This is a genomic window from Colwellia sp. NW0002-52-1, from assembly GCF_057550865.1.
Window position 1 is genome coordinate 1 of the sequence record NZ_BAAJLU010000029.1, and the last position, 24,518, is coordinate 24,518.

Sequence of the window (24,518 nt, forward strand, 5' to 3'; positions counted from 1 at the left end):
ATTAATTACAATTTTCTTCCTGACAAGTTTTCGCCCTTTTTGTGAGGCAAACGACTATTTAACAAGCATACGAAACAAAATATCTTAATGACATGTAACTTTAGTCTAAGAGATAAACAAACAAATTGACTTCTAGGGGGGGATCTGAAGTAGAATAGGGTTAGTTTAATATTCACAAAAATTGATTAAACATTTGGTTTTAGCAATTTTATAGATAAACAAAAATAATGGGGACGAAATATATGGCTGACTCAAAAGCCTCTCTTAGTATCGACGGTAATGTAGTTGCGGAATTACCAATTCTTAAAGGTAGCGCAGGTAACGACGTTATAGATATTCGTACACTTGGCAGTGCTGGCTATTTCACCTACGATCCAGGATTTTTAGCAACCGCGTCTTGTGAGTCTGCAATTACTTATATCGATGGTGATAAAGGTATTTTACAACATCGTGGCTACCCAATTGATAGCCTTGCTAAACAAGCTGATTACTTAGAAGTATGTTATATATTATTGAATGGCGAAGCACCAACCAAGAGCCAATATAATGAATTTACAGAAACTATTACTAACCATACGATGGTACATGAAAAATTAGTTCACTTTTTTCATGGTTTCTTACCAGATGCACATCCTATGGCAATGCTTTGTGGTGTTGTTGGCGCTATGTCTTCTTTTTACCACAGCGATTTAGACATTCACGCACCAGACCAACGTATGCGTAGTGCTCACCGTTTAATAGCTAAAATGCCTACAATTGCAGCAATGGCATACAAATACAGTATTGGACAACCTTTTGTTTACCCACGCAACGACTTAACTTATGCAGAAAACTTCTTGCATATGTTGTTCTCTGTACCAGCTGAAGAATACATTGTTAGCCCTACTGTTGCTCGTGCTATGGACCGCATTTTTACATTACATGCAGACCATGAGCAAAATGCGTCAACATCAACAGTACGTTTAGCAGGTTCTTCAGGCGCTAACCCTTATGCATGTATTGCCGCTGGTGTTGCATCACTTTGGGGCCCTGCTCATGGCGGCGCAAACGAAGCTTGTTTAACCATGCTTGAACAAATTGGTTCATTAGATCGTGTTGACGAATTTGTTGCTAAAGCAAAAGATAAGTCTGACCCGTTCCGTTTAATGGGCTTTGGACATCGTGTTTATAAAAACTTCGATCCTCGTGCAACGGTAATGCGTGAAACTTGTCATGAAGTTTTAACTGAACTAGGTATAAAAGATCCATTACTTGATGTGGCTATGGCACTTGAAAAAGTAGCTTTAGAAGACCCATACTTCATTGAGAAAAAACTCTACCCTAACGTAGATTTCTACTCAGGCATTATTCTTAAAGCCATTGGTATTCCAACTAACATGTTCACGGTAATTTTTGCCATGTCTCGTACTGTTGGCTGGGTTGCTCACTGGGATGAAATGTTAGGTCAAGAAGGGCAAAAGATTGGTCGTCCTCGTCAAAAATATACTGGCGAAATAGATCGTAAATTTGTGCCATTAAATGAGAAGTAATTAACGTTAATTAATTGCTTATTATGAATCTCAAAAGGCAACCAAATGGTTGCCTTTTTTTTATTACAATGTATTAGAAACACCTATATTTAATAGCTAGACATATCAGGTTAACTTAATATATTTCTTATACAATTTCTGTACATTAGGGTTACAAACACGGTATTGTTACACTAATATTCTCCCTCATTATTTAAACGGTACTGCAACTTTGCTTAATCATATTTTAATTGTCGATGAAAGCCGCTTAGTGCGTGAGGCACTTGCTAAAATACTTTGTTCTTGTGGGATTACTAAAACCGCGATTGCGTGTATTGAAAATGCTGATGACGCATTAGAATATGCTCAATTCTCAACAATTAGCTTAGTCATTTGTGCTGATAATTTAACAACAGATAACAGCTTAAATTTTCGCGATGAGTTAGTAAAAATATTAGATGTTGAGCAGTTACCAATTTTAATTCTTTCGAAAAAGCCCACAAAGGATCAGTCTCAAAACATCAATATTCCATCAGAAAATATAGTGGAATTAAATCATAGCATTACATTAGCCCCTCCTTTTAAAAGACACAGGGTAATTAATGCTTTATTTGAGTTAACGCAAGCCTCTGAATTTGCTATTTGTGACGAACGTTCAAATACCGCTGACACACCTGATAAAATAGTAAATATCGAAAAAAATGCTCTGCAAGACCATAAACCTACAATATTGGTTGTTGATGATGAAAGCAGTAATATTGATGTTGCCGCCGGAAACCTCCGAAGCCTGTATCGTGTTATAGCGGCCAAATCAGGACAACATGCATTAAAAATAGTGGCTAATAATAATCATAATATTAGCCTTATTTTGTTAGATATTATGATGCCAGAAATGGATGGTTATCAAGTATGCAAGAGTCTGAAAGAATTAGAAAAAAGTGCAAATATTCCAATTATATTTCTAAGCGCTAAAGCACTGGTAGAAGATATAAAATATGGTTTTGATCTTGGTGCTGTTGACTACATAACAAAACCATTAAACGGTGATTTACTACGTGCACGAGTTGCTACCCATATTCGGCTACAACAGCAAAACCTAGCTTTAGCTGCACAAGTAACAACCCTTAAAGAAAATGCTAAACTACGTGAAGATATAGAAAAAATAACGCATCACGATTTAAAAGCGCCATTGAATAACATTTTATTTGAAACCTACCGTTTGACAGATAAAAGTGCTGCTAAATCGATAAACCGTGCGGTTAACAATGTGGTCAACATGGTGAATAACTCGCTTAATTTATATAAAATAGAGCAAGGTATTTACAGAGTTATGCCCCAGGTAACAAGCCTTAATGTATTAATTAATGACGCGATTAATGCTGTAACAACGGCTAGTGATGCTAAAAATATTACCTTTGAGTTAAATGGCTTTGATGTTGAACATAATATTTTGGCCGAGCCTTTACTTTGCTTGTCTATATTTAATAACCTAATTAAAAATGCGGTAGAAGCCTCACCGAGTAATAAAAATATTACTTTAGCACTAAGACAAAGCAACCACTTTATTACTTTTCAACTGACTAATTATGGCGTTATACCGGCTGAAATGCGCTCAACACTATTTGAGAAATACAGCAGTTCTAACCACAATACAGGCATTGGTTTAGGTACATATTCAGCCAAATTAATGACAGAAGCACAGCATGGGGAAATTCATTTTGAAATACTTAATGAAGAAAAAACCCAGTTTACCGTTAGCTTGCCGCTAGCATAGCGAACTAAACATAGCGGACTAAAGAAACCTCAATAATAAAATTTATATCGATATCGTAGATTACCGTTTTGATTTTCCGCTGCTTCAACGTCTATTTATTGGCTAAATTAGGCGAATATACGAGCTAAAACAGTGCTTTCAAGTACAAAAATTAGTCATAATTACTTAGCTACTTAGATTAAAGTGTTAAATATGATATCAAAACCGTATATAAAACTATCAGATAATTTCTTTATCCAGATTTATACAGAGCTAATAACAAGCTTCTGTATGGATTTTTGACTTATTTAGCTAAATTTAACCTTATTGTCACAAATATTAAGCATCAATTATGCTGACTATTTTATATTTACAGTGCTTCCCTGCCGTACAATGCATAAGTAAAAGCTAAATCCAGCTATTTAAATCAGCTGAATTACTTAATTCTTATCACTTACTTAAATAACGAAAATAAACAATATAAATATCCATTTGGTCTACCTGAATTAAATCTCTTCTTTAATGATAAAATAACGTTAAAAAAAGTTAATGATTTACATACATAGCTTTAGTTTAAGGTACTGCTATAATGCGCAGCGAATTTTCTCGTTAATGGATAAATAATGTCTGATTATCAATTAAGATTTGGCGGTATAGCTCGGTTATATGGTAATAGCCAAAGTGAAGCACTTCAAAAGGCCCACTTTTGTGTTATAGGTATTGGTGGTGTCGGCTCTTGGGTTGCAGAGGCCTTTGCACGTAATGGTATAGGCCAGATAACCTTGATAGATCTTGATGATCTATGTATCACTAATATTAATCGACAAATACATGCGCTCACTAGTTCAGTTGGTCAAAGCAAAGTAGATGTAATGCGTGACAGAATTATGCAAATTAATCCTGAGTGTGTTGTTAATACTATTGAAGATTTTGTGACCCTAGAAAACATGGCTGAAATTATGTCAAATGGTTACGATTATGTTGTTGATGCCATTGACTCGGTAAATGTTAAGAGTGCGGTTATAGCCCATTGTAAGAGAAATAAAATCCCCCTTATTACTATTGGTGGTGCTGGTGGTCAAATTGATCCAAGTAAAATTGCCATTGCAGATTTAAGCCAAACATATCAAGATCCGCTATTAGCTAAAGTGCGAAATCAACTGAGAAGGGAGTACAATTTTCCTAGAAATGTTAAACGTAAATTCTCAATTGATGCCGTTTTTTCAACTGAGCAATTACGTTACCCAGATTCAACCGGAAATGTCTGCCACGCTAAACAAACAACTGATGGCGCAATGCGATTAGATTGTAGTGGCGGCTTTGGCGCAGCAACACATGTTACCGCAAGTTTTGCTTTTTTCGCTGTAGGTCGAGCGATGGAGAAGTATTTAAAGAAAGCCTTTAACTAACATAGACTAGATAGTTAATAGAAGGCCCTTAACTTATACTTTGAGTAATAACTGCGACGTAATAGCTAGAACCTGACATATATTGTCTGTTCTAGCTCTCATTAACAAAGTGGTATATTTTTTTGACAATAGCTGAAAGACCATTCCCTCGAGATGGACTTAAATGCTGTATCAAGCCTAATTTTGAAAAATAATTACTCATATTAAAAGTATTAATCTGCGCTGAAGTTTTATGATTAACGGCGGCTAATACAATGGTTAGAAGTCCTCGAATAACTTTTGCATCGCTGTCAGCGCTAAATATAAAAGTGCCATTTGGCTGTTGTTTACCCACCAACCAGGCCTTGCTCTCACAACCAGAGATTAATGTCTGCGCTGTTTTATCTTCTTCAGCTAAACCTAATTGCTTTTTTCCTAACATCATAATTTCACGATGTTTACTATCCCAACTTTTGGCTTTTGAAAATAAAGCTACAACATGTTTTTCTGTAAAATCATTAATGTTCTTTTCAGCCGTATTGATATCGGGAACATCATTATTTTTAGCCGCGGTATTACTTGGGTTAATTAAATCAACATTACGAGGAGAGTCAGACATGTTAGAACTTAAATTTTTAAGCTCTTGCACTGTAAAGTCAATTTCTTCAAAACTATTATAAGCAGACAAAGATAAGCGTATACAACCATCTAACTTTAAATATTGCATTAAAGGCATAGCGCAGTGATGACCCGCTCGAACCGCAATGCCTACACTGTCTAATGCGGTTGCAACATCATGATTATGTTGCCCTGCTAAGGTAAAAGAAAATACCGGAATATCGGGCATTTTCTCAACAATAAAGCTTAGTCCTTGCACCGTTGACAGTTGTTCAAAACAATAATTTTTTAATTCATTCTCGTAGTTGAATAAAGCAAGATGGCTGTACTTTTCTATAAACTCAATCGTAGCTCCCATAGCTACAACACCTGCAATATTGGGTGTGCCTGCTTCAAATTTATGGGGTAATTCATTAAACAAAGTTTTTTCGAAGCTAACGGTTTTTATCATTTCACCACCCGCTTGATAGGGCTGCATATCTTCAAGAAGTGCTTGTTTTGCATAAAGTACACCGACACCTGTTGGTCCATACATTTTATGTGCAGAAAATACATAAAAGTCACAATCTAACTTAATAACATCTACCTTTAGATGAGCGATCGCCTGCGCACCATCAATTAAAGTTAAAGCTTTATACTTTCGAGCAATACGTATAACCTTGTCTATCGGGTTAATTTTGCCGATAACATTGGATATATGAGCACAACATACAATTTTTGTTTGCTCGCCGATAACATGCTCAAGTTGTTCTGCATCAATTTGACCGGCAGGTGTTAAAGGTAATATTTTAATTTTAGCGCCAGTTTGTTCTGCAACAATTTGCCAAGGTACAATATTGGCGTGGTGTTCACTGTAACTCAATACTATTTCATCACCAGGTTTTAAGTTGGCTCTGCCCCAGCTATTGGCAACCAAATTAATGCTTTCAGTACTTCCTTTAGTCCAAATAATTTCTTTACTTGTTTTAGCATTGATAAAGTTTTTTACACTTTCACGCGCAGCTTCAAATGCTGACGTAGCTCTAGCGCTTACAGCATGTGAAGCTCTATGAACATTAGCATTGCTTGTTTGATAAAATTGGTTATGACTTTCAATAACACAACCAGGCTTTTGAGTAGTTGCAGCATTGTCAAAATACACTAATGGCTGTTCGTTCACTAAACTAGTTAACAGCGGAAATTGTTGACGAAAATCGATATAAGAAAAATTTTCCATAAATGTCATAATGATTTCATTAAGTTGCCACAATTATATCCTAACTTCTCACTAATAAAGTTAAAAACTATGCTTATTTAATCAAAAAACATTTGAGATATATAAGCAAAAAACAACATTTTGCACTATAACTAATAAGTGTAAACGGAGGAAAAATACTATGGCATTATTTTCATGGTTTATTACAAGAAAAAATATTAACTCCACCAAAAATAATCAAGCTACATTAGAACAAGAGCTTTTAATTTTTAATAACAACACTATGTGGCCTGTAGCTAAAGTTAGAAAGAATGTTGTCTTACACAAGCAAGAATATATCAGTTCAACTTTACAGCAAGGAAATGAAGTTAAATCAAAGTCACAGAAGGATTTTCAACACGACTTACTCAAACAGCAGGCAAGCTAAAATATAAAATTAAATACGAGGAAAAACTTAAGCATTAAAATTTAGCCAATGAATAATATGCAAATGTTAAATAAATTTAAACTATAAAAATATTCAAATGGCTAAATTTTAATTAATCAAATAATGTTGTTTGCAACACTTCAATCGCGCCATTTAACTCTCCCTGTTCGACTAAGTCTTGGCTAATATTATAATGGTAACTTGGCATCAAATATTGCCTTGGGGCTAAAAAGAATATGCGTTCGTATATTTCAGGAAACGTTAATTCAAAATATTCTAATTTTGTTCGTCGAGCAATGGGTTTAAATGCCTGTACATTACTTGAATAAAAACAAGTATCTGCCTTAAACACACCTACTTCATCTTCAAATTCTCTTGGCGTAGCTAATTGCCAGCCGTTTTTTCCTTGAGATAAAATCGGTGTCGAATTTTTAATTAAATCGCGCCATGGTATTTGAGATAATATATGCTCTCGCAGTGCTTTGCGGTTACCTTGATAATTTTTATCTAATATTACGAGGTTATGGGCAAATGGTGTTTCCTGTACTTTCTGACACACCTGGTGCTGCTTAGATAAAGGGTATTCGTCTACAAAGCCAATAAAGTGGCTGAGTTCATGAATTAAAACATCAATCGTATCATGTTGATCAAGATACATAATTCCGTTATCTACATTTGCTACACCTTGTTCAACAATTAAACCAATATAACGTGATGATACATCTTTTCGTGTAAGCCATACTCTTGCATTACAGTTAATGTGCTTTGATATTTCATTCTGACAATTTATTGTGCTTGATGGGATATATTTAGGTGGCGCTAAACAAATATACTCTGACAACCTATGTTGCTCAAAAGATGAAATTAAAGCGACAGCATGGCGTAAACCAGCTAAGTTCATCGCAAATAATTGTACTTCAAATAAACAAGTGGCTGCCGATGAACTGCTTTGAGTACCTATTTTTTTCTCTTCTAAAGTATCATTAAACACTGAATAATGTACAAGCTCACGATAGAAATCAGCATCATTAGCTTTTGCTAATTGGCTTTTGTACTTATCAACAAAATTCAGGTCACCTTGATGTAAAGCCAACTTATAAAGTATGGTTAACGCTTTATCATTGGTTATTATGGGGAGGAGTAAGGGTTTAATTGCTAGATATTGCTGTGATTCAAAATAGATATTAGCTAACGCTAAACGCGCTCCACTATGTTTTTGTCTGATGGCAGTTTTAAACCAAATTACTGCTGAGCGTTTATTATTTCTATTTAGAAAATATTCTCCCAACTGAAATGCTGTATTCGGGCTTTTATGCGCATGCAATTGTGCTAAATGCATCCAAGCATTTTTATTACCCACAGCATGTAATTGGGCTAATCGCTCGTCAGTATCAGTTGCCGTAAAAACATGTAAATATTCTAGTATAGAAAGTTCTTGGCTAGTTATTTCAGCACTATTAAGTTTAGCAGTGTAGGTAAAGATCAAAAAAAATAAGCTTAGTAATACCAATATTACTAAGCTTATTATCAGCTTTTTAAAAACATGCATAAATAACTAAAATTCAGTTTTAAAGTGCACTAGATTGTTGAATAGTTTGTCGCATAAGATCAAGTTCAAGTTTGGCATATCTATGCTCAACGAATTCATATACGTTAGTACTTAAAGCAAGTTTAAAAAAGTTAAGGGCTGCATAATTATCACCTTGTATTTGGCTGTACTTACCTAAATAAAAGTATGCTTCACATAAACGCTCTGTTAAGCCTTCATTTGAATTAACATTATCCGCTAAAAGACCAATAAAAGTATTTTGGCTCATCTCACCTAAATAAAGCTTAATAACATTTTTAGCCCAAACGCTTTCGCTTATTAATTCAGCATTTAAGCGTAAGTCGCTCGTTGCTTTTTCTTTATCTATTTCTAGATCTGACAAGTATTGCCATAACACACGGTAAGGATCATTTTGTTGGTATTGCCTAAATGTTTCAAAGTCAGCAGACGCTAAATTAGGACGGCCTCCATAATAAAGTGCAATTCCACGGTTTAAAAAAGCAAACTCATGATCAGGCGCCAATTCTATTGCCGAGTCAAAAGCATCATATGCTTGATTAAATTCTTGAAGCTGTGTGAAGTGAATTCCTAAGAAGTTATAAGCATCAACCATATCAGGCTTTAAAGATAAAGCTTGATTGAAGTCAAAACGCGCTAAGGCACGTAACCCTACTTTGTCATATTCAACACCACGTTGATAATACAACTCTGCACGTTGTCCGTCGCTAATTTCCGCTCGCAGCAACACTTGTGTTAATCGAGCTAAAGCGATTTCATTTTTATAGCTAATCTCAATAGGCTCAGCAATGATCAGATCACCGATTGCCGATTGCGGATTAGTGTTTGTAGAACAAGCTTGAGTGATCAGTAAGCTTGAAACAAGTAATACTTTGGAAAATAAAGTTTTTGAAAATTGAATATTAGGAAGTAAGCGCACAAAAAACAGAACCCTAGAAAGAATTTATGCTAATGAGTATATAAAAAAGGGAGCAATTAAGCTCCCTTTTTGTTTATTAGATATTAGCAGAAATAAATTCGATTTCCGCTGTACCTATTTGTGGTATTAAGTTTACTCAGCTGAGTCAGCTTCAGGTGCTGCTGCTGGCTTTTCTGCCGCTTCTTTCATACTTAAACGTACGCGACCTTGACGGTCAACTTCGAGTACTTTAACTACTACTTCTTGACCTTCTGTTAACACGTCGCTTACTGCATTAACGCGTTCTTCAGAGATTTGAGAGATATGTACTAAACCATCTTTACCTGGTAATACGTTCACAAATGCACCAAAGTCAACGATACGTACAACTTTACCCGTGTAAACCGTACCCACTTCAATTTCAGCCGTTAGTGCAGTAATGCGTGCAATGGCATCTTTAGCTTGTTCGCCATCAGTTGCTGCAATTCTTACTGTACCGTCGTCTTCAATTTCAATTGTAGTACCCGTTTCTTCAGTTAATTGACGAATAGTTGCGCCGCCTTTACCAATGATGTCACGGATTTTATCTTGTGGCACTTTCATTGTGTGGATACGTGGAGCAAATTCAGAGATATCATTACGATGTCCGCCAATAGCTTCGTCCATTACACTTAAGATATGCGTACGTGCAGCTTTTGCTTGGTTTAAAGCAAGTTGCATAATTTCTTGTGTAATACCTTCAATTTTAATATCCATTTGAAGTGCAGTAATACCACCCGTAGTACCGGCTACTTTAAAGTCCATGTCGCCTAAGTGATCTTCGTCACCTAAGATATCTGAAAGAACAACAAAGTTGTCGCCTTCTTTAACAAGACCCATTGCAATACCAGCAACTGAAGCTTTAATTGGTACACCAGCATCCATAAGTGCTAATGAAGTACCACATACTGAAGCCATTGAAGATGAACCATTTGATTCAGTAATTTCAGAAACTACACGAACTGCATATGGGAATTCTTCAGCTGATGGCATAACAGCCAACATGCCGCGTTTTGCAAGACGACCATGGCCAATTTCACGACGCTTAGGAGAACCAACAAAACCAGTTTCACCTACACAGTATGGAGGGAAGTTATAATGCAACATGAAGTTGTCAGTTTTCTCACCCATAATGGTGTCTAAACGTTGTGCATCACGTTGTGTGCCAAGTGTAGCAGTAACAAGTGCTTGAGTTTCACCACGTGTAAATACAGCAGAACCATGAGTACGAGGTAATACGCCTGTCATAACATCTAACGCGCGAATCATTTCTGGATCACGGCCATCAATACGCGGAGAACCTTGAGTGATACGACCACGAACAACTGTTTTTTCTAAGTCGTGGAATAAATCTTTTACTTCTTGAACGTCAACTTCAGCGTCGGCTTCAAGTAATTGCTCAACAACAGCGTTGCGAATTTCAGCAATTTTTTCATAACGAACGGCTTTTTCAGTAATTTGGTAAGCTTCGTTAACTTGTGCTTCTGAAAGTTCAGCAATTTTAGCAATTAAATCAGCATTTTTAACTGGAGCAGTCCATTCCCATTTAGGGTTGTTAACTTCTGCAGCCATTTCTTTAATTGCTGTAATCGCTGTTTGCATTTGCTCATGACCGTATACAACAGCACCAAGCATAACTTCTTCAGATAATACGTCAGCTTCAGACTCAACCATTAATACGGCTGAATCTGTACCTGAAACAACTAAGTCTAGTTGTGAAGTAGCTAACTCAGATTGTAACGGGTTAAGAATATATTTGCCGTCAGTATAACCAACACGCGCTGCACCAACAGGACCGCTAAAAGGCATACCTGAAATAGCTAATGCAGCAGAAGTACCTAATAAAGAAATAATATCTGGGGCAATTTCTGGATTAGCAGAAACTACAGTAATAATAACTTGAACTTCGTTTGTAAACCCTTCAGGGAATAATGGACGAATTGGACGGTCAATTAAACGCGCGATTAATGTTTCTTCTTCTGAAGGACGACCTTCACGTTTGAAGAAACCACCTGGGATTTTACCTGCAGCGTAAGTACGCTCTTGGTAGTTAACCGTTAATGGGAAAAAGTCTTGACCTGGCTTAGCTTCTTTTTTACCTACAACAGAGACTAATACAGAAGTATCGTCCATGCTTGCCATAACGGCACAAGAGGCTTGACGAGCAATAACACCCGTTTCTAGAGTAACGGTATGTTGACCGAACTCAAATGATTTAGTAACTGGTTTGAACATATTATTAGTTCCTTAAATATTTTTGATTTTAATCAATCTGTACAATTATTTATTCACTTAGTTAATCATTTGATATTAAGGCGTTACCGATAAGTTACGCACCAAGTTGAACAAAAAATTATACAGTTTGATTGATTAGTTTTTTGCAAATACAAAATTTGCAGGCACATTATACTGAACAGTTATATTTTTACTAGCATCAAAGGCAAAATGTTATGGTTAAAGGTGTAAAAACAGACGGTTTTTTATTAATATTTTCAAATTACATAAATTGAAAATATATGCAGCTATTATTGGGATAAGTTATTACCACTGAGATAGTTTTTTAAATAATACAATAGCAAAACGTCAAAGCCTGTGGCTTTACATGAAGTTCTTCTTAGCGGATAGTGTCTTGGACATAAAATTTGGTTGCTAGCTTATTAATCAAGAATATTACAATTAAAGCCCTACTTATACACCAGATAAAGTATTAATCACCGGATAATAACTACAGATTTATTAGCATTAGAAAGCACAATACATTAGAGCAAGTGTTATATCAGAATGGCTTAATCAGACTACAGTGTCGTAAGCTTACGCTCTTAATAGAAAACAGCTTTATTATGCCCTTTCGAACTAGTCACTTTAAAATACGATATACAAAGCAATAAAAAAGGAGCCGTTAAGCTCCTTTGAATATTCTTTATTTAAATCTAGTCTTAACGACGTAGACCTAATTTACCGATTAAAGCAGTGTAACGTTCAACGTTTTTGCCTTTTAAGTAATCAAGTAATTTACGACGTTGGCTTACCATACGTAGTAGACCACGACGTGAGTGATGATCATGGATGTGCTGTTTAAAGTGACCTTGTAAGTGGTTGATTTGTGTAGTTAACAAAGCAACTTGAACTTCTGGAGAACCAGTATCACCTTCAGCTTGTGCGTATTCTGCAACGATAGCAGCTTTTTCAGCAGCATTTAAAGACATAATATTTACCTTAATTTTAGTGTTTTAAGAATCGCGTCTAGCCGAACACTAAATCAGCAAGACGTTCTAAGAGCGCGTATTCTATCAGCAATAACTCGAAATGCAACTTTTACTGATATAACCAATATTTCTCTAACTAACTACTGTGATTCGTTTAGGTGCAACTAAACCATCATCGTCAATTTCGCCAACACCGATAAACTCACCCGTATCAACATCATCACCGATAAACACTTGCACTAAACCATCACTAGGTCCGTTAGAGCATTGCACAGGATTACCATGTCGTAAGAAATTAGCTGACATATCGTCAACAAATACCGATGGTATTCCATCACATGCTGTCGTCATAGGTAATAGCAAGGGATCTAAATAAACCGACGGGTGAACATCTTCAGCTTGTGCTTGCTCTAGCAAAGCTTCTAACTCGGCCATTGTTACCATACGCTCGGTTGGGTAATTTCCAACAGCACTTCGACGAAGTTGAGCAACATGTGCACCACAACCTAACAACTCACCTAAATCATCGATAATGGTGCGGATGTAGGTGCCTTTAGATACATGAATATCTAAATCGACTTCATCACCTTCAAAACGCAATAAATCTAATCTAAATACCGTAATATCACGAGACTCTCTTGGTACTTCAATACCTTCACGTGCATATTTGTATAAAGGTTGCCCTTGATACTTTAACGCAGAATACATTGATGGTATTTGTTGCGTTGTGCCACGAAATGAATCTAATGATGTTGCTAATTGCTCAGCACTAACGTCAACCGGTTTCTCGCTAACTACTTCACCATCGGCGTCACTGGTTGTAGTTCGAACACCTAATTTCGCAGTCACTTGATAAGTTTTATCGGTATCAAGTAAGAACTGAGAAAACTTAGTCCCTTCACCTAAACATATCGGTAACATGCCAGTAGCTAGGGGATCTAAAGCACCGGTATGCCCTGCTTTTTGTGCAAAGTAAATATGCTTTACTCGCTGCAGTGCATTATTAGATGACATATCGTAAGGCTTATCGAGTAACAAAACACCGTTAATTGCACGGCCTTTTCTTTTCTTAGCCATTATTATCACTCTCTGGCTTTGGTGTTTCGTCGATTTCGCCTTCGTGATTTTTCATATCTTCCGCTACGGCTTTATCTACTAAATTACCCATACGAACACCTTCTACCATAGAACTATCATAGATAAATCTAAGCTCTGGCATAATGCGCGCTTTAATACGTTTAGCTAACAAAGTACGAATGTAACTTGAAGCTTCATTTAATACATCAAGTGAAACATCAACGTTTTGCCCTTCAAGTGTAAAAAAGGTAACAAATATTTTTGCATAAGCTAAATCACGGGTAATTTCTACCGCATTAACGGTTACCATACCTAAACGTGGATCTTTGACTTCGCGTTGAATAATCATCGCGATTTCTTTTTGAATTTCTTGTGCAACTCGATCAGTGCGAGCAAATTCTCTGGCCATAATTAATTCCTAAGACCTAATTATATTTAACTTGGTACGAATTTAACCACCATACACTTTAAATATTAGGTATATTTTTCAAATGAAAATGGAGGCTAAGCCCCCATTTTAACTAAACCATGAAAACTAAACGCGATTAAAGTGTGCGTTTAATTTCAACCGTTTCAAATACTTCAATTTGGTCACCAACGCGAACGTCGTTGTAGTTCTTAACACCGATACCACACTCAGTAGCGTTACGAACTTCTTGTACGTCATCTTTAAAGCGACGTAAAGATTCCAACTCACCTTCGTAAATAACTACGTTATCACGTAGTACACGAATTGGTGCTGAACGTTTGATAATACCTTCAGTAACCATACAACCAGCAATTGCGCCAATTTTAGGAGACTTAAATACGTCACGAACTTGTGCTAAGCCAATGATTTCTTGTTTAAACTCAGGAGCAAGCATACCGCTCATTGCTGATTTAACTTCGTCAATCAAAGCGTAGATAACGCTGTAGTAACGTAAATCGATTTTCTCTGCTTCAATCACTTTACGCGCTGTTGCGTCGGCACGTACGTTGAAACCAACCATAATTGCGTTAGACGCTGCAGCAAGTGTTGCATCAGTTTCAGTAATTGCACCAACACCACTACCGATAATGCGTACTTTAACTTCGTCAGTAGAAAGTTTAGTTAGTGAATCAGAAATCGCTTCAAGTGAACCTTGTACATCAGACTTAAGTACCACGTTAACTTCAGAAACTTCACCTGTAGCCATGTTAGCAAACATGTTTTCAAGCTTAGATTTCTGTTGGCGTGCAAGTTTAACATCACGGAACTTGCCTTGACGGAATAAAGCAACTTCACGCGCTTTCTTCTCATCTTTAACAACTGTTGCTTCGTCACCAGATTGCGGAACACCACTTAAACCAATAATTTCTACTGGGATAGATGGGCCTGCCGATTGAATCGTTTTGCCGTTTTCATCACGCATAGCACGAACACGACCATATTCTAAACCACACAGAACGATATCGCCTTGGTTCAATGTACCTTCTTGAACAAGTATAGTCGCTACCGGGCCACGACCTTTATCAAGTTTTGACTCAACAACAACACCGTTAGCCATTTTATCAACGACAGCAGTGAGCTCTAATACTTCAGATTGAAGTAATATCGCGTCAAGTAATTCGTCAATGCCTAAACCTGTTTTAGCAGATACATGACAGAATTGAACGTCGCCGCCCCACTCTTCAGATAATACATCGTGTTGTGATAGTTCACTTTTAACACGCTCTGGGTCTGCACCCTCTTTATCCATTTTGTTAACCGCGATAATAATTGGTGCTTCAGATGCTTTAGCATGCTGAATAGCTTCAATTGTTTGTGGCATTACACCATCATCTGCGGCTACAACAATAATGACGATATCTGTAGCTTTAGCACCACGCGAACGCATGGCAGTAAACGCTGCGTGACCAGGAGTATCTAGGAATGTGATCATTCCGTGTCCTGTTTCTACATGGTATGCACCAATATGCTGAGTAATACCACCCGCTTCGCCAGCAGCAACTTTTGCTTCACGAATGTGATCAAGTAACGATGTTTTACCGTGGTCAACATGACCCATGATAGTAACAACCGGAGCACGTGTAATCGCTTCACCTGAATGATCACGATCTGAAAGTACCGCTTCTTCAAGGGCATTCTCTTTTACTAACACTACTTCACGGCCCATTTCTTCAGCAACTAGCGCCGCTGTTTCTTGGTCGATTACTTGGTTAATGGTTGCCATAGCACCCATTTTAAACATAGCTTTAACAACTTCAGCGCCTTTAACAGACATTTTGTTTGCTAATTCAGCTACCGAAATAGTTTCACCAATGCGTACTTCGTTAAGTTTAATTTCTACAGGTTTAGTAAAACCATGTTTTAAACTTTGAGGTGAAGAAAGGCTTAACTTGCCTTTGCCTCTAGCATTACGACCGCCGCGGTTGTTTCTGTCTTGGCCTGCTGGTTTTTTCTTCTTACGTCGACGACCACTTTCGTCAGCAGAGTCACTTTTATCTTCAGCTTCTTGTGCGTATTTAGAAGAAGTTAAATGTACAACTTCCTTTTCTTTCGCTTTACGTTCAGCTTCTTGCTCTTTCCAACGTGCTTCGTTTTCTTCTGCAAGCTTACGTGCAACTTCTGCAGACAAGCGTGCTTCTTCTTCCGCTTTCGCGGTTAATTCAGCTTCTTGTTGTAAACGTAATTTTTTAGCTTCTTCCGTTTCAGCAACTACTGGTGCAGGCTTAGGCGCCTCTTCAATATTTTTTGCTTTCGCGATAGCAGCTTGTTTAGCTTTAGCTTCTGCTTCAAGTTTTGCTTCAGCTTTTGCTGCGGCTTCAACTTCAGCTTTTGCGGCAGCGGCAGCGGCAGCATTTACAGCTTCTTTAGCATCTGCTTCAGCTTTTGCTGCAGCATCAATTTCTGCTTGAACACGTGCTTCTTCAGCCGCTTTTGCTTCAAGTTCAGCTTGTTGTTGCTCTTCTAAATCGCTACGTTTTACATAAGTGCGTTTCTTGCGTACTTCTACTTGAACTGATTTAGCTTTGCTACCGTGACCTAAAACTAAAGTAGACTTTTTCTTACGGCTTAATGTCATTTTACTTGGGTTAGCCGTTGAGTCATCACCGTGTTGCTTTTTCAAATAATCAAGTAGGTTTTCTTTTTCTTCTTGCGAAACAGAATCGGTTGCCGATTTGCTCACACCTGAGTCAGCCAATTGGCTCACTAAGCGATCCACCGGTGTACCGATCTCTTTGGCAAGTTGTTCTACTGTTACGTTTGCCATCTATATAATTCTCCCGATGCGTTATTCTTCGTTAAACCAACAAATATTACGTGCAGCCATAATTAGCTCGCCCGCTTTGGTTTCATCTAATTCTTCAATGTCTGATATTTCATCAACGCCTTGTTCTGCAAGGTGTTCTAATGTAGTAATACCACGACTCGCTAATACAAACGCTAAATGGCGTTCTAAGCCAGGAAGGTTTAATAAATCTTCTGCTGGCTCTGCACCTTCAAGTGTTTCTTCACTTGCTAATGCTTGAGTAGTAATTGCTGCTTTTGCACGCTCACGTAATTCTTCAACAATGTCTTCATCCATGCCGTCAATATCAAGCATTTCAGCAACAGGTACGTAAGCAATTTCTTCTAATGAAGTAAAACCTTCTTCTACTAACATCAGAGCAAAATCTTCATCAAGATCTAACTTGTCAGTGAATAATGTTAATACCTTATCGTTTTCGGCTTGATGCTTTTCATTCATGTCAGCAACAGTCATTACGTTTAATTCCCAGCCAGTTAACTGACTAGCTAAACGAATGTTTTGACCACTACGACCAATCGCCATGGCTAAGTTGCCTTCTTCAACAGCGATATCCATAGTGTTCTTGTCTTCGTCAACAATAATCGAAGCAACTTCAGCTGGTGCCATAGCATTGATAACGTATTGAGCCGGGTTGTCATCATATAAAACGATATCAACACGCTCGCCGCCTAATTCACCAGAAACGGCTTGAACACGTGAACCGCGCATACCAACACAAGCACCAACTGGGTCGATACGTTTGTCGTTACTTTTTACAGAAATTTTTGCACGAGAACCAGGATCGCGAGCTGCGCCCTTAATCTCAAGCATTTCTTCACCAATTTCTGGTACTTCAACACGGAAAAGTTCAATCAACATTTCAGGTTTAGTACGGCTAACAAATAATTGTGCGCCACGTGCTTCTGGTTTAATTTCATAAAGTAAACCACGAATACGGTCGCCTGGACGGAAACTTTCGCGTGGTAACATGTCATCACGATAGATAATTGCTTCTGCATTATTACCTAAGTCTAGAATAACGCTGTCTCGGCTTGCTTTTTTCACTACGCCCGTGATGATTTCACCAATTTGCTCTTGGTAAGCATCAACAATAAGGCCGCGTTCAGCTTCGCGAATTTTTTGCACAATAACTTGTTTTGCCGTTTGTGTTGTAACACGATCAAACTTCACTGATTCAATTTGATCTTCAACATAATCACCAACGTTTAACTCAGCATCTTCATATTGCGCCGCTGCTAAGCTTATTTCAGCATACGGGTTTTCCATCGGTGTTTCGCTTTCATCAACAACTAACCAACGACGGAAAGTGTCAAACTCACCCGTTGCACGGTCAATACTTACACGAACTAAAATCTCACCTTCATATTTCTTTTTTGTTGCTGTTTCTAAAGCGGTTTCCATCGCTTCAAAAATGCTTTCTCGTGGTAATGCTTTTTCATTAGAAACAGCATCTACGACCAGTAATATTTCCTTACTCATGCTAGTTAGCCTTTCTCATTATTATAAATTATTTATTGTGGTTATAAACAAGGTGAGCCTTGTCTACGTTACTAATAACAAGTTCATATTCCTCGTTATCAACCATTACAATTAGACTATCGTTCTCTACGGCAACCAATTTACCTTTAAATTTACGACGACCGTTTAATGGCATTGAAATTTTAGCTTCAACCGTTTCACCCACAACCGCTTCAAACTGCGATTTTTCAAAAAGAGGACGATCAAGCCCTGGTGATGAAACTTCTAAGCTATATTCACTACTAATTGGGTCTTCTACATCTAGAATAGCCCCTACTTGACGACTTACTTCAGCGCAGTCATCAACATCGATACCATTTTCATGGTCGATAAATAATCTTAAAACCGAATGGTTGCCGGCACTGATAAATTCAACGCCTAATAATTCCTTACCCGTTTCTTCAACGGCAGGACGTAACATCTCGGTTAATTTGTGTTCAAATTTAGCCAATCACTTTTCTCCAATTTGGAAGAGTTCAGAAACAAAAAAAGGGCATAAAGCCCAGCGATACACCTTGCTGCTATTGCACCTTTTACAAAGTTAAGATACAAAAAAGCCCCAATACGCGGGGCTTATTCACTGAACCCACGATGTAAACCAAGTAATAACGTTCTTGGTTCTGTATAACAATATCTTAGATGTATATCTACTTTCGATAAAATCTATTCAGTGAAATATTGCTACATTCAAGCTGCGCAAATTATATAGAGTTGCTGCTTATATGGCAAGCTAATTTTCGTAGTGATTTAGGCTTGAGATTATAATCTTGTCGACCTTATTAGAAAAGAATAGTTACTATTTATGCTAACATTACTATAATAATTATTGTGGCATTATCAGATAGTTAGTAAATTAGTCTAATTTATGATAAAAGTTGCTACAGTTGATATCTTGCAATCTTAATTAAGTATATAAAGGCACTTTGAAATTATATGTATACATATTCTCGTTTACTCATCAGAAACTTGTTTATTGCGATAGGCTTTTGTGCCTGTGTATCCCTAGCTAGCATTCTTAGCTTAGCTTCACATATTGAAGAACAGCAAACTCAACATCAAGCAACGTTGCTAAAACTAGACAAGCAAATAGATTTTGGAAGTTCTGAAGTACTGGCGAAGCAACTCGCTAATATTAATCAGTATCAATACATTAATATTATCAATATAGAAGGTGCTGTTATTATTAATGAACAACGTAAACCTACTTTTATTGACGAATATTTATTAGCCCCTAAAAGTCAAATTAAACTAACTAATTCAGATTTAATTATTCAGTTCCAATTAGCTGCACACACACAATTAAAATCTTTACAGTTAACGCTAGTCAATGTATTCATTATTTCATTGTCTTTTGCTGTGCTTTTGATGCCGTTAAGTATTGCAAGATCACGTAAGTTTGCTAAGAAAATTGATCAACAAGTCACACGTGAACTCGCATTTATTATTGCTGAAAAAGAAAGTCCTCTGACCGCAAATAGTCATGATACAAGTTTACCTGAAATTGAGAAAAGCTTAATTGATTTAAGAGCACTCATTGCCAATAAAATTACCGCAACAACTTTGCTAGAAAAAGACGCTTATATTGAGCCGGTAACGAAATTAGAAAACCGCAATCGTTTTGTGCAGTTTTTTGAAAATGCTGATAGCCGTTCAAACTTTGGCGTTTTGTCTATTACTCGCTGTTCAGAGTTACAAACAATTAACCAAATACATGGTTATCATGAGGGTGATAATTATATTCGCAAAGTTTCCGAGATTATGAAAAATGCGGTCAGTCGATATAAAGGTGCACAAGTTTTTAGATTGAACAGTTCAGATTTTGCAACATTACTGCCAAATGTTAATTTAAAAGGTGCTGAATCATTTGCGACTGAATTAACCAGTAACTTTAATAAATATCAACAAGCATCAGACTTAGACTCTGTGGGTTATACAGGCTTAGTTTACTTTGATAATGATAAACCACTGGGTGAATTATTAGCACTAGCCGACACCGGCATTAGTGTTGCTCAAACACAAAAAGTAAATGCTTGGTATGCGCAAACAGATACCAGCATTATTGACAACAGTAGTGCAAGTTATGGTAATCAAAATTGGCGTCAAGAAATTGATAGTGTAATTGCCAATCAGCGTGTTAATTTGCTAGTTCAACCAATAAAGCCTAGCAGCCCTAATAATCGAGTATACGGTGAAATTTTAACGCGCTTTTTAAACAGTAATGAAGATATATTACCCACAGCTTCTTTTATAGCGATGGCAGAAAAGCTTGATAAAATAGTCGCGGTCGATCAAATGATCATTGAAGCGGCAATTAAAGAAATCTCTAATCGTAATATGCAAGATAACTTCTTTGGTATTAATGTTAGTTCACGCTCAATAAACGATGGTCATTTTTTAATTTGGCTTGAAAGAAGGCTATTACGCGACACGGTTATTGCATCAAAACTTGTTTTTGAAATTACCGAAAGTGGTTTACAGCATAACATCAAAGCAAGTAAAAACTTTATTGATATGGTGCATAGAGTGGGTGCAAGAATTACTGTCGAACGTTTTGGTATTGGCTTAACTTCGTTTAAGTTTTTTAGAGATTTAAAGCCTGACTTTATTAAAATGGATAGCACTTATACTCGAGACATTGACGAAGATAAAAACAATCAATACTTTATGCGTTTAATGGTAGATTTAGCGCATAGATTAAGTATTAGCGTGCTAGCTGAAAGTGTTGAAAGCCAAGAAGAGAAGTTCATGCTTGAAAAGCTCTTTGTTGATGGTTGTCAGGGATTTTATATTGGTAAACCACGAACTATATCGTCATCTTAACTGCGAAGTATTAATTCTTAAGCCACTAAAATATAGTGGCTTTTTTATTGCTTCTTATAGAAATATATACGCCAATGTTGTTTCAATTGTTCAACTTTACAACGATTTTATAAACACATTTCAATCAACCGACATTTAAAATTAATAACCTTACAGTTCATCTGTTGTTTATTGCTTGATAAACACGGATAATAGTGCCAATTTTCACGGTAAAATAATAAGCGAATGACTGATTATCTCTTGCTACTTGTTGGCACAGTATTAGTAAATAACTTTGTTTTAGTTAAGTTTCTAGGCTTATGCCCTTTTATGGGTGTATCTTCCAGAACAGAAACGGCTATCGGCATGTCGTTTGCGACTACCTTTGTTATGACACTAGCTTCACTGCTAAGCTATATCGTTAATAGTTATGTTCTAGCACCTTTAGGCCTAGAATATTTAACTACCATGACCTTTATTTTAGTGATTGCTGTTGTTGTGCAATTTACCGAAATGGTGGTACATAAAACCAGTGCTAATTTATATCGCTTATTAGGTATCTTCTTACCACTTATTACGACTAACTGTGCCGTACTCGGTGTAGCTTTATTAAACTTTCAAGAACAACACAACTTTTTCGAGTCAATTATATATGGCTTCGGCGCTGCAGTTGGTTTTTCACTGGTACTAATCATGTTTTCAGCCATGCGTGAAAAACTTGCTAATGCTGATATCCCAACGCCATTTAAAGGTTCCGCTATTGCCATGATCACAGCAGGTTTAATGTCTTTAGCCTTCATGGGTTTTTCTGGTTTGGTTAAAATTTAATGAGTACTCTTATCGCAATATTAGTCGTTGGTGTGCTTGCTGCTTTGTTTGGAGCCCTTCTCGGTTACGCCTCTGTACAATTTAAAGTTATTGGTGATCCACTTGCAGAGCAACTAGATGCTTTACTACCACAAACGCAATGTGGCCAATGTGGATATCCAGGTTGTAAGCCTTATGCAGAAGCGGTTGCTAATGGCGAAGCTATCAATAAATGTGCCCCTGGCGGTGAAGACACCATTAAAAAAATAGCTGATTTAATGGGCGTTGAAGTACAACCATTAGATGGTAATCATGAAACCGATAATACACCGAAAGTTGCTTTTATCATTGAAGAAGACTGCATAGGTTGTACTAAATGCATTCAAGCCTGCCCTGTTGATGCCATTATCGGTACCACAAAGCAAATGCATACAATAATTGCTGACGAATGTACTGGCTGTGACTTATGTGTTGCACCTTGTCCGGTAGATTGTATTGAGATGATCCCATTAGCCACAACAACACAAAACTGGCAATGGGATTTAAATAGTATTCCTGTTGTACAAATAGATTAAAAAAGAGGTTTTGGTGGAATCGGTAATTGAACGTATAAAAAAAGGAAATTTTTCGCATTTTCACGGTGGTATTCACCCGCCTGAGCAAAAATTTCTTACCAGCACTAAACCTATTGCCAGTGCACAAATACCTGAGCAGCTAATCATTCCGCTACGCCAACATATTGGCCAAGCTGGAAAATTAATTATTAGTGTTGGTGACAGGGTACTTAAAGGACAAGCTCTCACGACTATAGATACCCCAATGTCGTTGCCTGTTCATGCACCAACAAGTGGTACAATTACTGATATCAAATTAATGCCGATACCTCACCCATCAGGGTTGAGCGAAGCTTGTGTAATATTAACGCCTGACGGTGACGACACATGGCAGCAGCGTAAAATATGTCCTGACTATAAGTTATTAAGCAAAGAAAATATTTTAGATAAAATTGCTAATGCTGGTATTGCTGGAATGGGCGGCGCTGGATTTCCTACAAAAGTAAAAGTGAGTACACTCTCAAAGATTGAATATTTAATTATTAATGCTGCTGAGTGTGAACCCTATATCACCGCTGATGATTTATTAATTCAAGAGCATAGCCCAACCATTTTAGATGGTATAAAAATAATCGACCATTTATTGTCACCAACAAACATTCTTATTGGTATTGAAGACAATAAACCTAAAGCAATTGACGCTTTAATGAAGGCTACCGCCGATATTGACCACCTTCAAGTTTGTGTTATTCCAACAAAATATCCGAGTGGCGGTGAAAAACAGCTGATTCAGATATTAACTGGGCAAGAAGTACCTTCAGGTGTTTTACCTAGCTCTTTAGGTATTGTTATGCAAAACATTGGCACTTGTTTTGCCATTGCCGATGCTGTCATTAATGATACTCCTCTTATAAAGCGTGTAGTGACTATAAGCGGGCAAGCACTTGAGAAACCTCAAAATATCTGGGCATTAATTGGTACACCGGTCGGCTTTTTAACAAAGCATTGTGGTTATCAAAATAATGAAAAGCAACATTTAATTATGGGTGGCCCTATGATGGGCTTTAGTTTGCCCACAGATCAAATACCGGTCATAAAAAGCACTAACTGCATTTTAGCACCGAGTGAAATTGAAATAGCTTCACCTTTTTCTTCTACTAGTAGCAAAGAAGTAGAATGTATTCGTTGCGGACAATGTGCTGATGTATGCCCTGCACAATTACTGCCTCAAGAATTACAATGGAGTGCAAAAGCAAAAGATCAACCTCAACTGGCCAAACTTAATTTATTTGATTGCATTGAATGTGGTGCTTGCGCTTATGTATGCCCTAGCCAAATTCCTTTAGTGCATTATTACCGTGTCGCCAAAGCTGAAATTCGTCAACAAAAATTACTTGATATAAAAGCTGAAAAAGCCAAAGTAAGGTTTGAAGCACGAAAATTAAGACTGGAGCGTGAAAAAGTTGCCCGCGCCGAAAAACATAAAAAAGCAGCAGAAGCTCGCAAAGCCAGAATGAACTCTGGCACAACGGCAGCTAAATCTGAGAAATCTGCTGTAGCTGATGCACTTGCACGTGTGAAAGCTAAAAAGGCACAAACGAATAAAGCAATAGCGAGTTCAGACAGCAACAAAGAAAACTCACCAACAGAGCAAGTTGACTCAGGCAAAAGCCAAGTAGCAAATGCCATTGCTCGAGCAAAAGCGAAAAAACTAGCTCAGCAAGAACAAGCGCAGATTGACGCTATAGATACGCAACAAGACAACGAATCTCCAAGTTCACTAGCAACTACAAAAATCGAGCCTGTTGTAATAGATAAAAAAGCAAAAGTAGCCGCTGCTATTGCAAAAGCGAAAGCAAAGAAACGTCAAAAAGAAACAACAGCGAATAATA

18 protein-coding genes are annotated in these 24,518 nt (G+C 37.2%); 8 read left to right on the top strand and 10 right to left on the bottom strand.

Features of this window, described 5'->3' with window-relative positions; translation table 11 throughout:
* The first annotated feature begins 242 nt into the window (after positions 1-242).
* The 3 genes from AC27H3_RS17245 to tcdA all read left to right on the top strand — a co-directional run bounded on the left by AC27H3_RS17245 (position 243) and on the right by tcdA (position 4,670).
* The gene (locus AC27H3_RS17245) at positions 243-1,529 is read left to right on the top strand and encodes a citrate synthase (RefSeq protein WP_487107977.1); all 1,287 of its coding nucleotides are present in this window, start codon (positions 243-245) and stop codon (positions 1,527-1,529) included.
* Between the two features lie 211 nt (positions 1,530-1,740).
* Positions 1,741-3,282: a hybrid sensor histidine kinase/response regulator gene (locus tag AC27H3_RS17250; protein WP_487107978.1), complete on the top strand. Its 1,542-nt coding sequence runs from the start codon at positions 1,741-1,743 to the stop codon at positions 3,280-3,282.
* A 602-nt stretch (positions 3,283-3,884) separates the two neighbouring features.
* Positions 3,885-4,670: a tRNA cyclic N6-threonylcarbamoyladenosine(37) synthase TcdA gene (gene tcdA, locus AC27H3_RS17255; protein ID WP_487107979.1), complete on the top strand. Its 786-nt coding sequence runs from the start codon at positions 3,885-3,887 to the stop codon at positions 4,668-4,670.
* A gap of 91 nt (positions 4,671-4,761) precedes the next feature.
* Here the strand turns inward: tcdA and AC27H3_RS17260 are convergent, their stop codons facing one another.
* Entirely contained in the window at positions 4,762-6,492 is a 1,731-nt protein-coding gene (locus AC27H3_RS17260; protein WP_487107980.1) for a SufS family cysteine desulfurase, read from the bottom strand.
* A 151-nt stretch (positions 6,493-6,643) separates the two neighbouring features.
* Here AC27H3_RS17260 and AC27H3_RS17265 point away from each other — a divergent pair, with 151 nt between their 5' ends.
* Positions 6,644-6,889, top strand: coding sequence for a hypothetical protein (locus AC27H3_RS17265; RefSeq protein WP_487107981.1), 246 nt, complete (start codon positions 6,644-6,646; stop codon positions 6,887-6,889).
* Positions 6,890-7,001: 112 nt separating this feature from the next.
* Here AC27H3_RS17265 and AC27H3_RS17270 read toward each other — a convergent pair whose 3' ends face one another.
* The 9 genes from AC27H3_RS17270 to rimP all read right to left on the bottom strand — a co-directional run bounded on the left by AC27H3_RS17270 (position 7,002) and on the right by rimP (position 18,917).
* Positions 7,002-8,375 (bottom strand): tetratricopeptide repeat protein, encoded by a 1,374-nt coding sequence (locus AC27H3_RS17270; protein ID WP_487107982.1) that lies wholly within the window; start codon positions 8,373-8,375, stop codon positions 7,002-7,004.
* An 82-nt stretch (positions 8,376-8,457) separates the two neighbouring features.
* On the bottom strand, positions 8,458-9,375 hold the full coding sequence (gene nlpI / locus AC27H3_RS17275; protein WP_487107983.1) for a lipoprotein NlpI: 918 nt from the start codon (positions 9,373-9,375) through the stop codon (positions 8,458-8,460).
* Positions 9,376-9,507: 132 nt separating this feature from the next.
* Positions 9,508-11,628: a polyribonucleotide nucleotidyltransferase gene (pnp, locus tag AC27H3_RS17280; protein ID WP_487107984.1), complete on the bottom strand. Its 2,121-nt coding sequence runs from the start codon at positions 11,626-11,628 to the stop codon at positions 9,508-9,510.
* A gap of 701 nt (positions 11,629-12,329) precedes the next feature.
* Entirely contained in the window at positions 12,330-12,599 is a 270-nt protein-coding gene (gene rpsO / locus AC27H3_RS17285) for a 30S ribosomal protein S15 (protein WP_085302467.1), read from the bottom strand.
* A 132-nt stretch (positions 12,600-12,731) separates the two neighbouring features.
* Positions 12,732-13,676: a tRNA pseudouridine(55) synthase TruB gene (truB, locus tag AC27H3_RS17290; protein ID WP_487107985.1), complete on the bottom strand. Its 945-nt coding sequence runs from the start codon at positions 13,674-13,676 to the stop codon at positions 12,732-12,734.
* Complete coding sequence (gene rbfA / locus AC27H3_RS17295; RefSeq protein WP_487107986.1) at positions 13,669-14,085, bottom strand: 30S ribosome-binding factor RbfA; 417 nt, start codon at positions 14,083-14,085, stop codon at positions 13,669-13,671. The genes truB and rbfA overlap by 8 nt, the downstream gene beginning before the upstream one ends.
* Before the next feature lie 136 nt (positions 14,086-14,221).
* Complete coding sequence (gene infB / locus AC27H3_RS17300) at positions 14,222-16,909, bottom strand: translation initiation factor IF-2 (RefSeq protein ID WP_487107987.1); 2,688 nt, start codon at positions 16,907-16,909, stop codon at positions 14,222-14,224.
* A gap of 21 nt (positions 16,910-16,930) precedes the next feature.
* Complete coding sequence (gene nusA / locus AC27H3_RS17305) at positions 16,931-18,427, bottom strand: transcription termination factor NusA (RefSeq protein WP_487107988.1); 1,497 nt, start codon at positions 18,425-18,427, stop codon at positions 16,931-16,933.
* Positions 18,428-18,455: 28 nt separating this feature from the next.
* Positions 18,456-18,917, bottom strand: a complete 462-nt coding sequence (gene rimP, locus AC27H3_RS17310; protein WP_085302477.1) for a ribosome maturation factor RimP — start codon at positions 18,915-18,917, stop codon at positions 18,456-18,458.
* A 482-nt stretch (positions 18,918-19,399) separates the two neighbouring features.
* Here rimP and AC27H3_RS17315 point away from each other — a divergent pair, with 482 nt between their 5' ends.
* The 4 genes from AC27H3_RS17315 to rsxC form a co-directional block, all read left to right on the top strand.
* Positions 19,400-21,286, top strand: a complete 1,887-nt coding sequence (locus tag AC27H3_RS17315; RefSeq protein WP_487107989.1) for an EAL domain-containing protein — start codon at positions 19,400-19,402, stop codon at positions 21,284-21,286.
* A 225-nt stretch (positions 21,287-21,511) separates the two neighbouring features.
* On the top strand, positions 21,512-22,093 hold the full coding sequence (rsxA, locus tag AC27H3_RS17320) for an electron transport complex subunit RsxA (RefSeq protein ID WP_487107990.1): 582 nt from the start codon (positions 21,512-21,514) through the stop codon (positions 22,091-22,093).
* Positions 22,093-22,647 carry an electron transport complex subunit RsxB gene (rsxB, locus tag AC27H3_RS17325; RefSeq protein WP_085302483.1) on the top strand — a complete coding sequence of 185 codons (555 nt, stop codon included), beginning with the start codon at positions 22,093-22,095 and terminating at the stop codon, positions 22,645-22,647. The genes rsxA and rsxB overlap by 1 nt, the downstream gene beginning before the upstream one ends.
* Before the next feature lie 13 nt (positions 22,648-22,660).
* Positions 22,661-24,518: electron transport complex subunit RsxC (rsxC, locus tag AC27H3_RS17330; RefSeq protein ID WP_487107991.1), on the top strand; the 1,858-nt coding region annotated here is incomplete at its 3' end.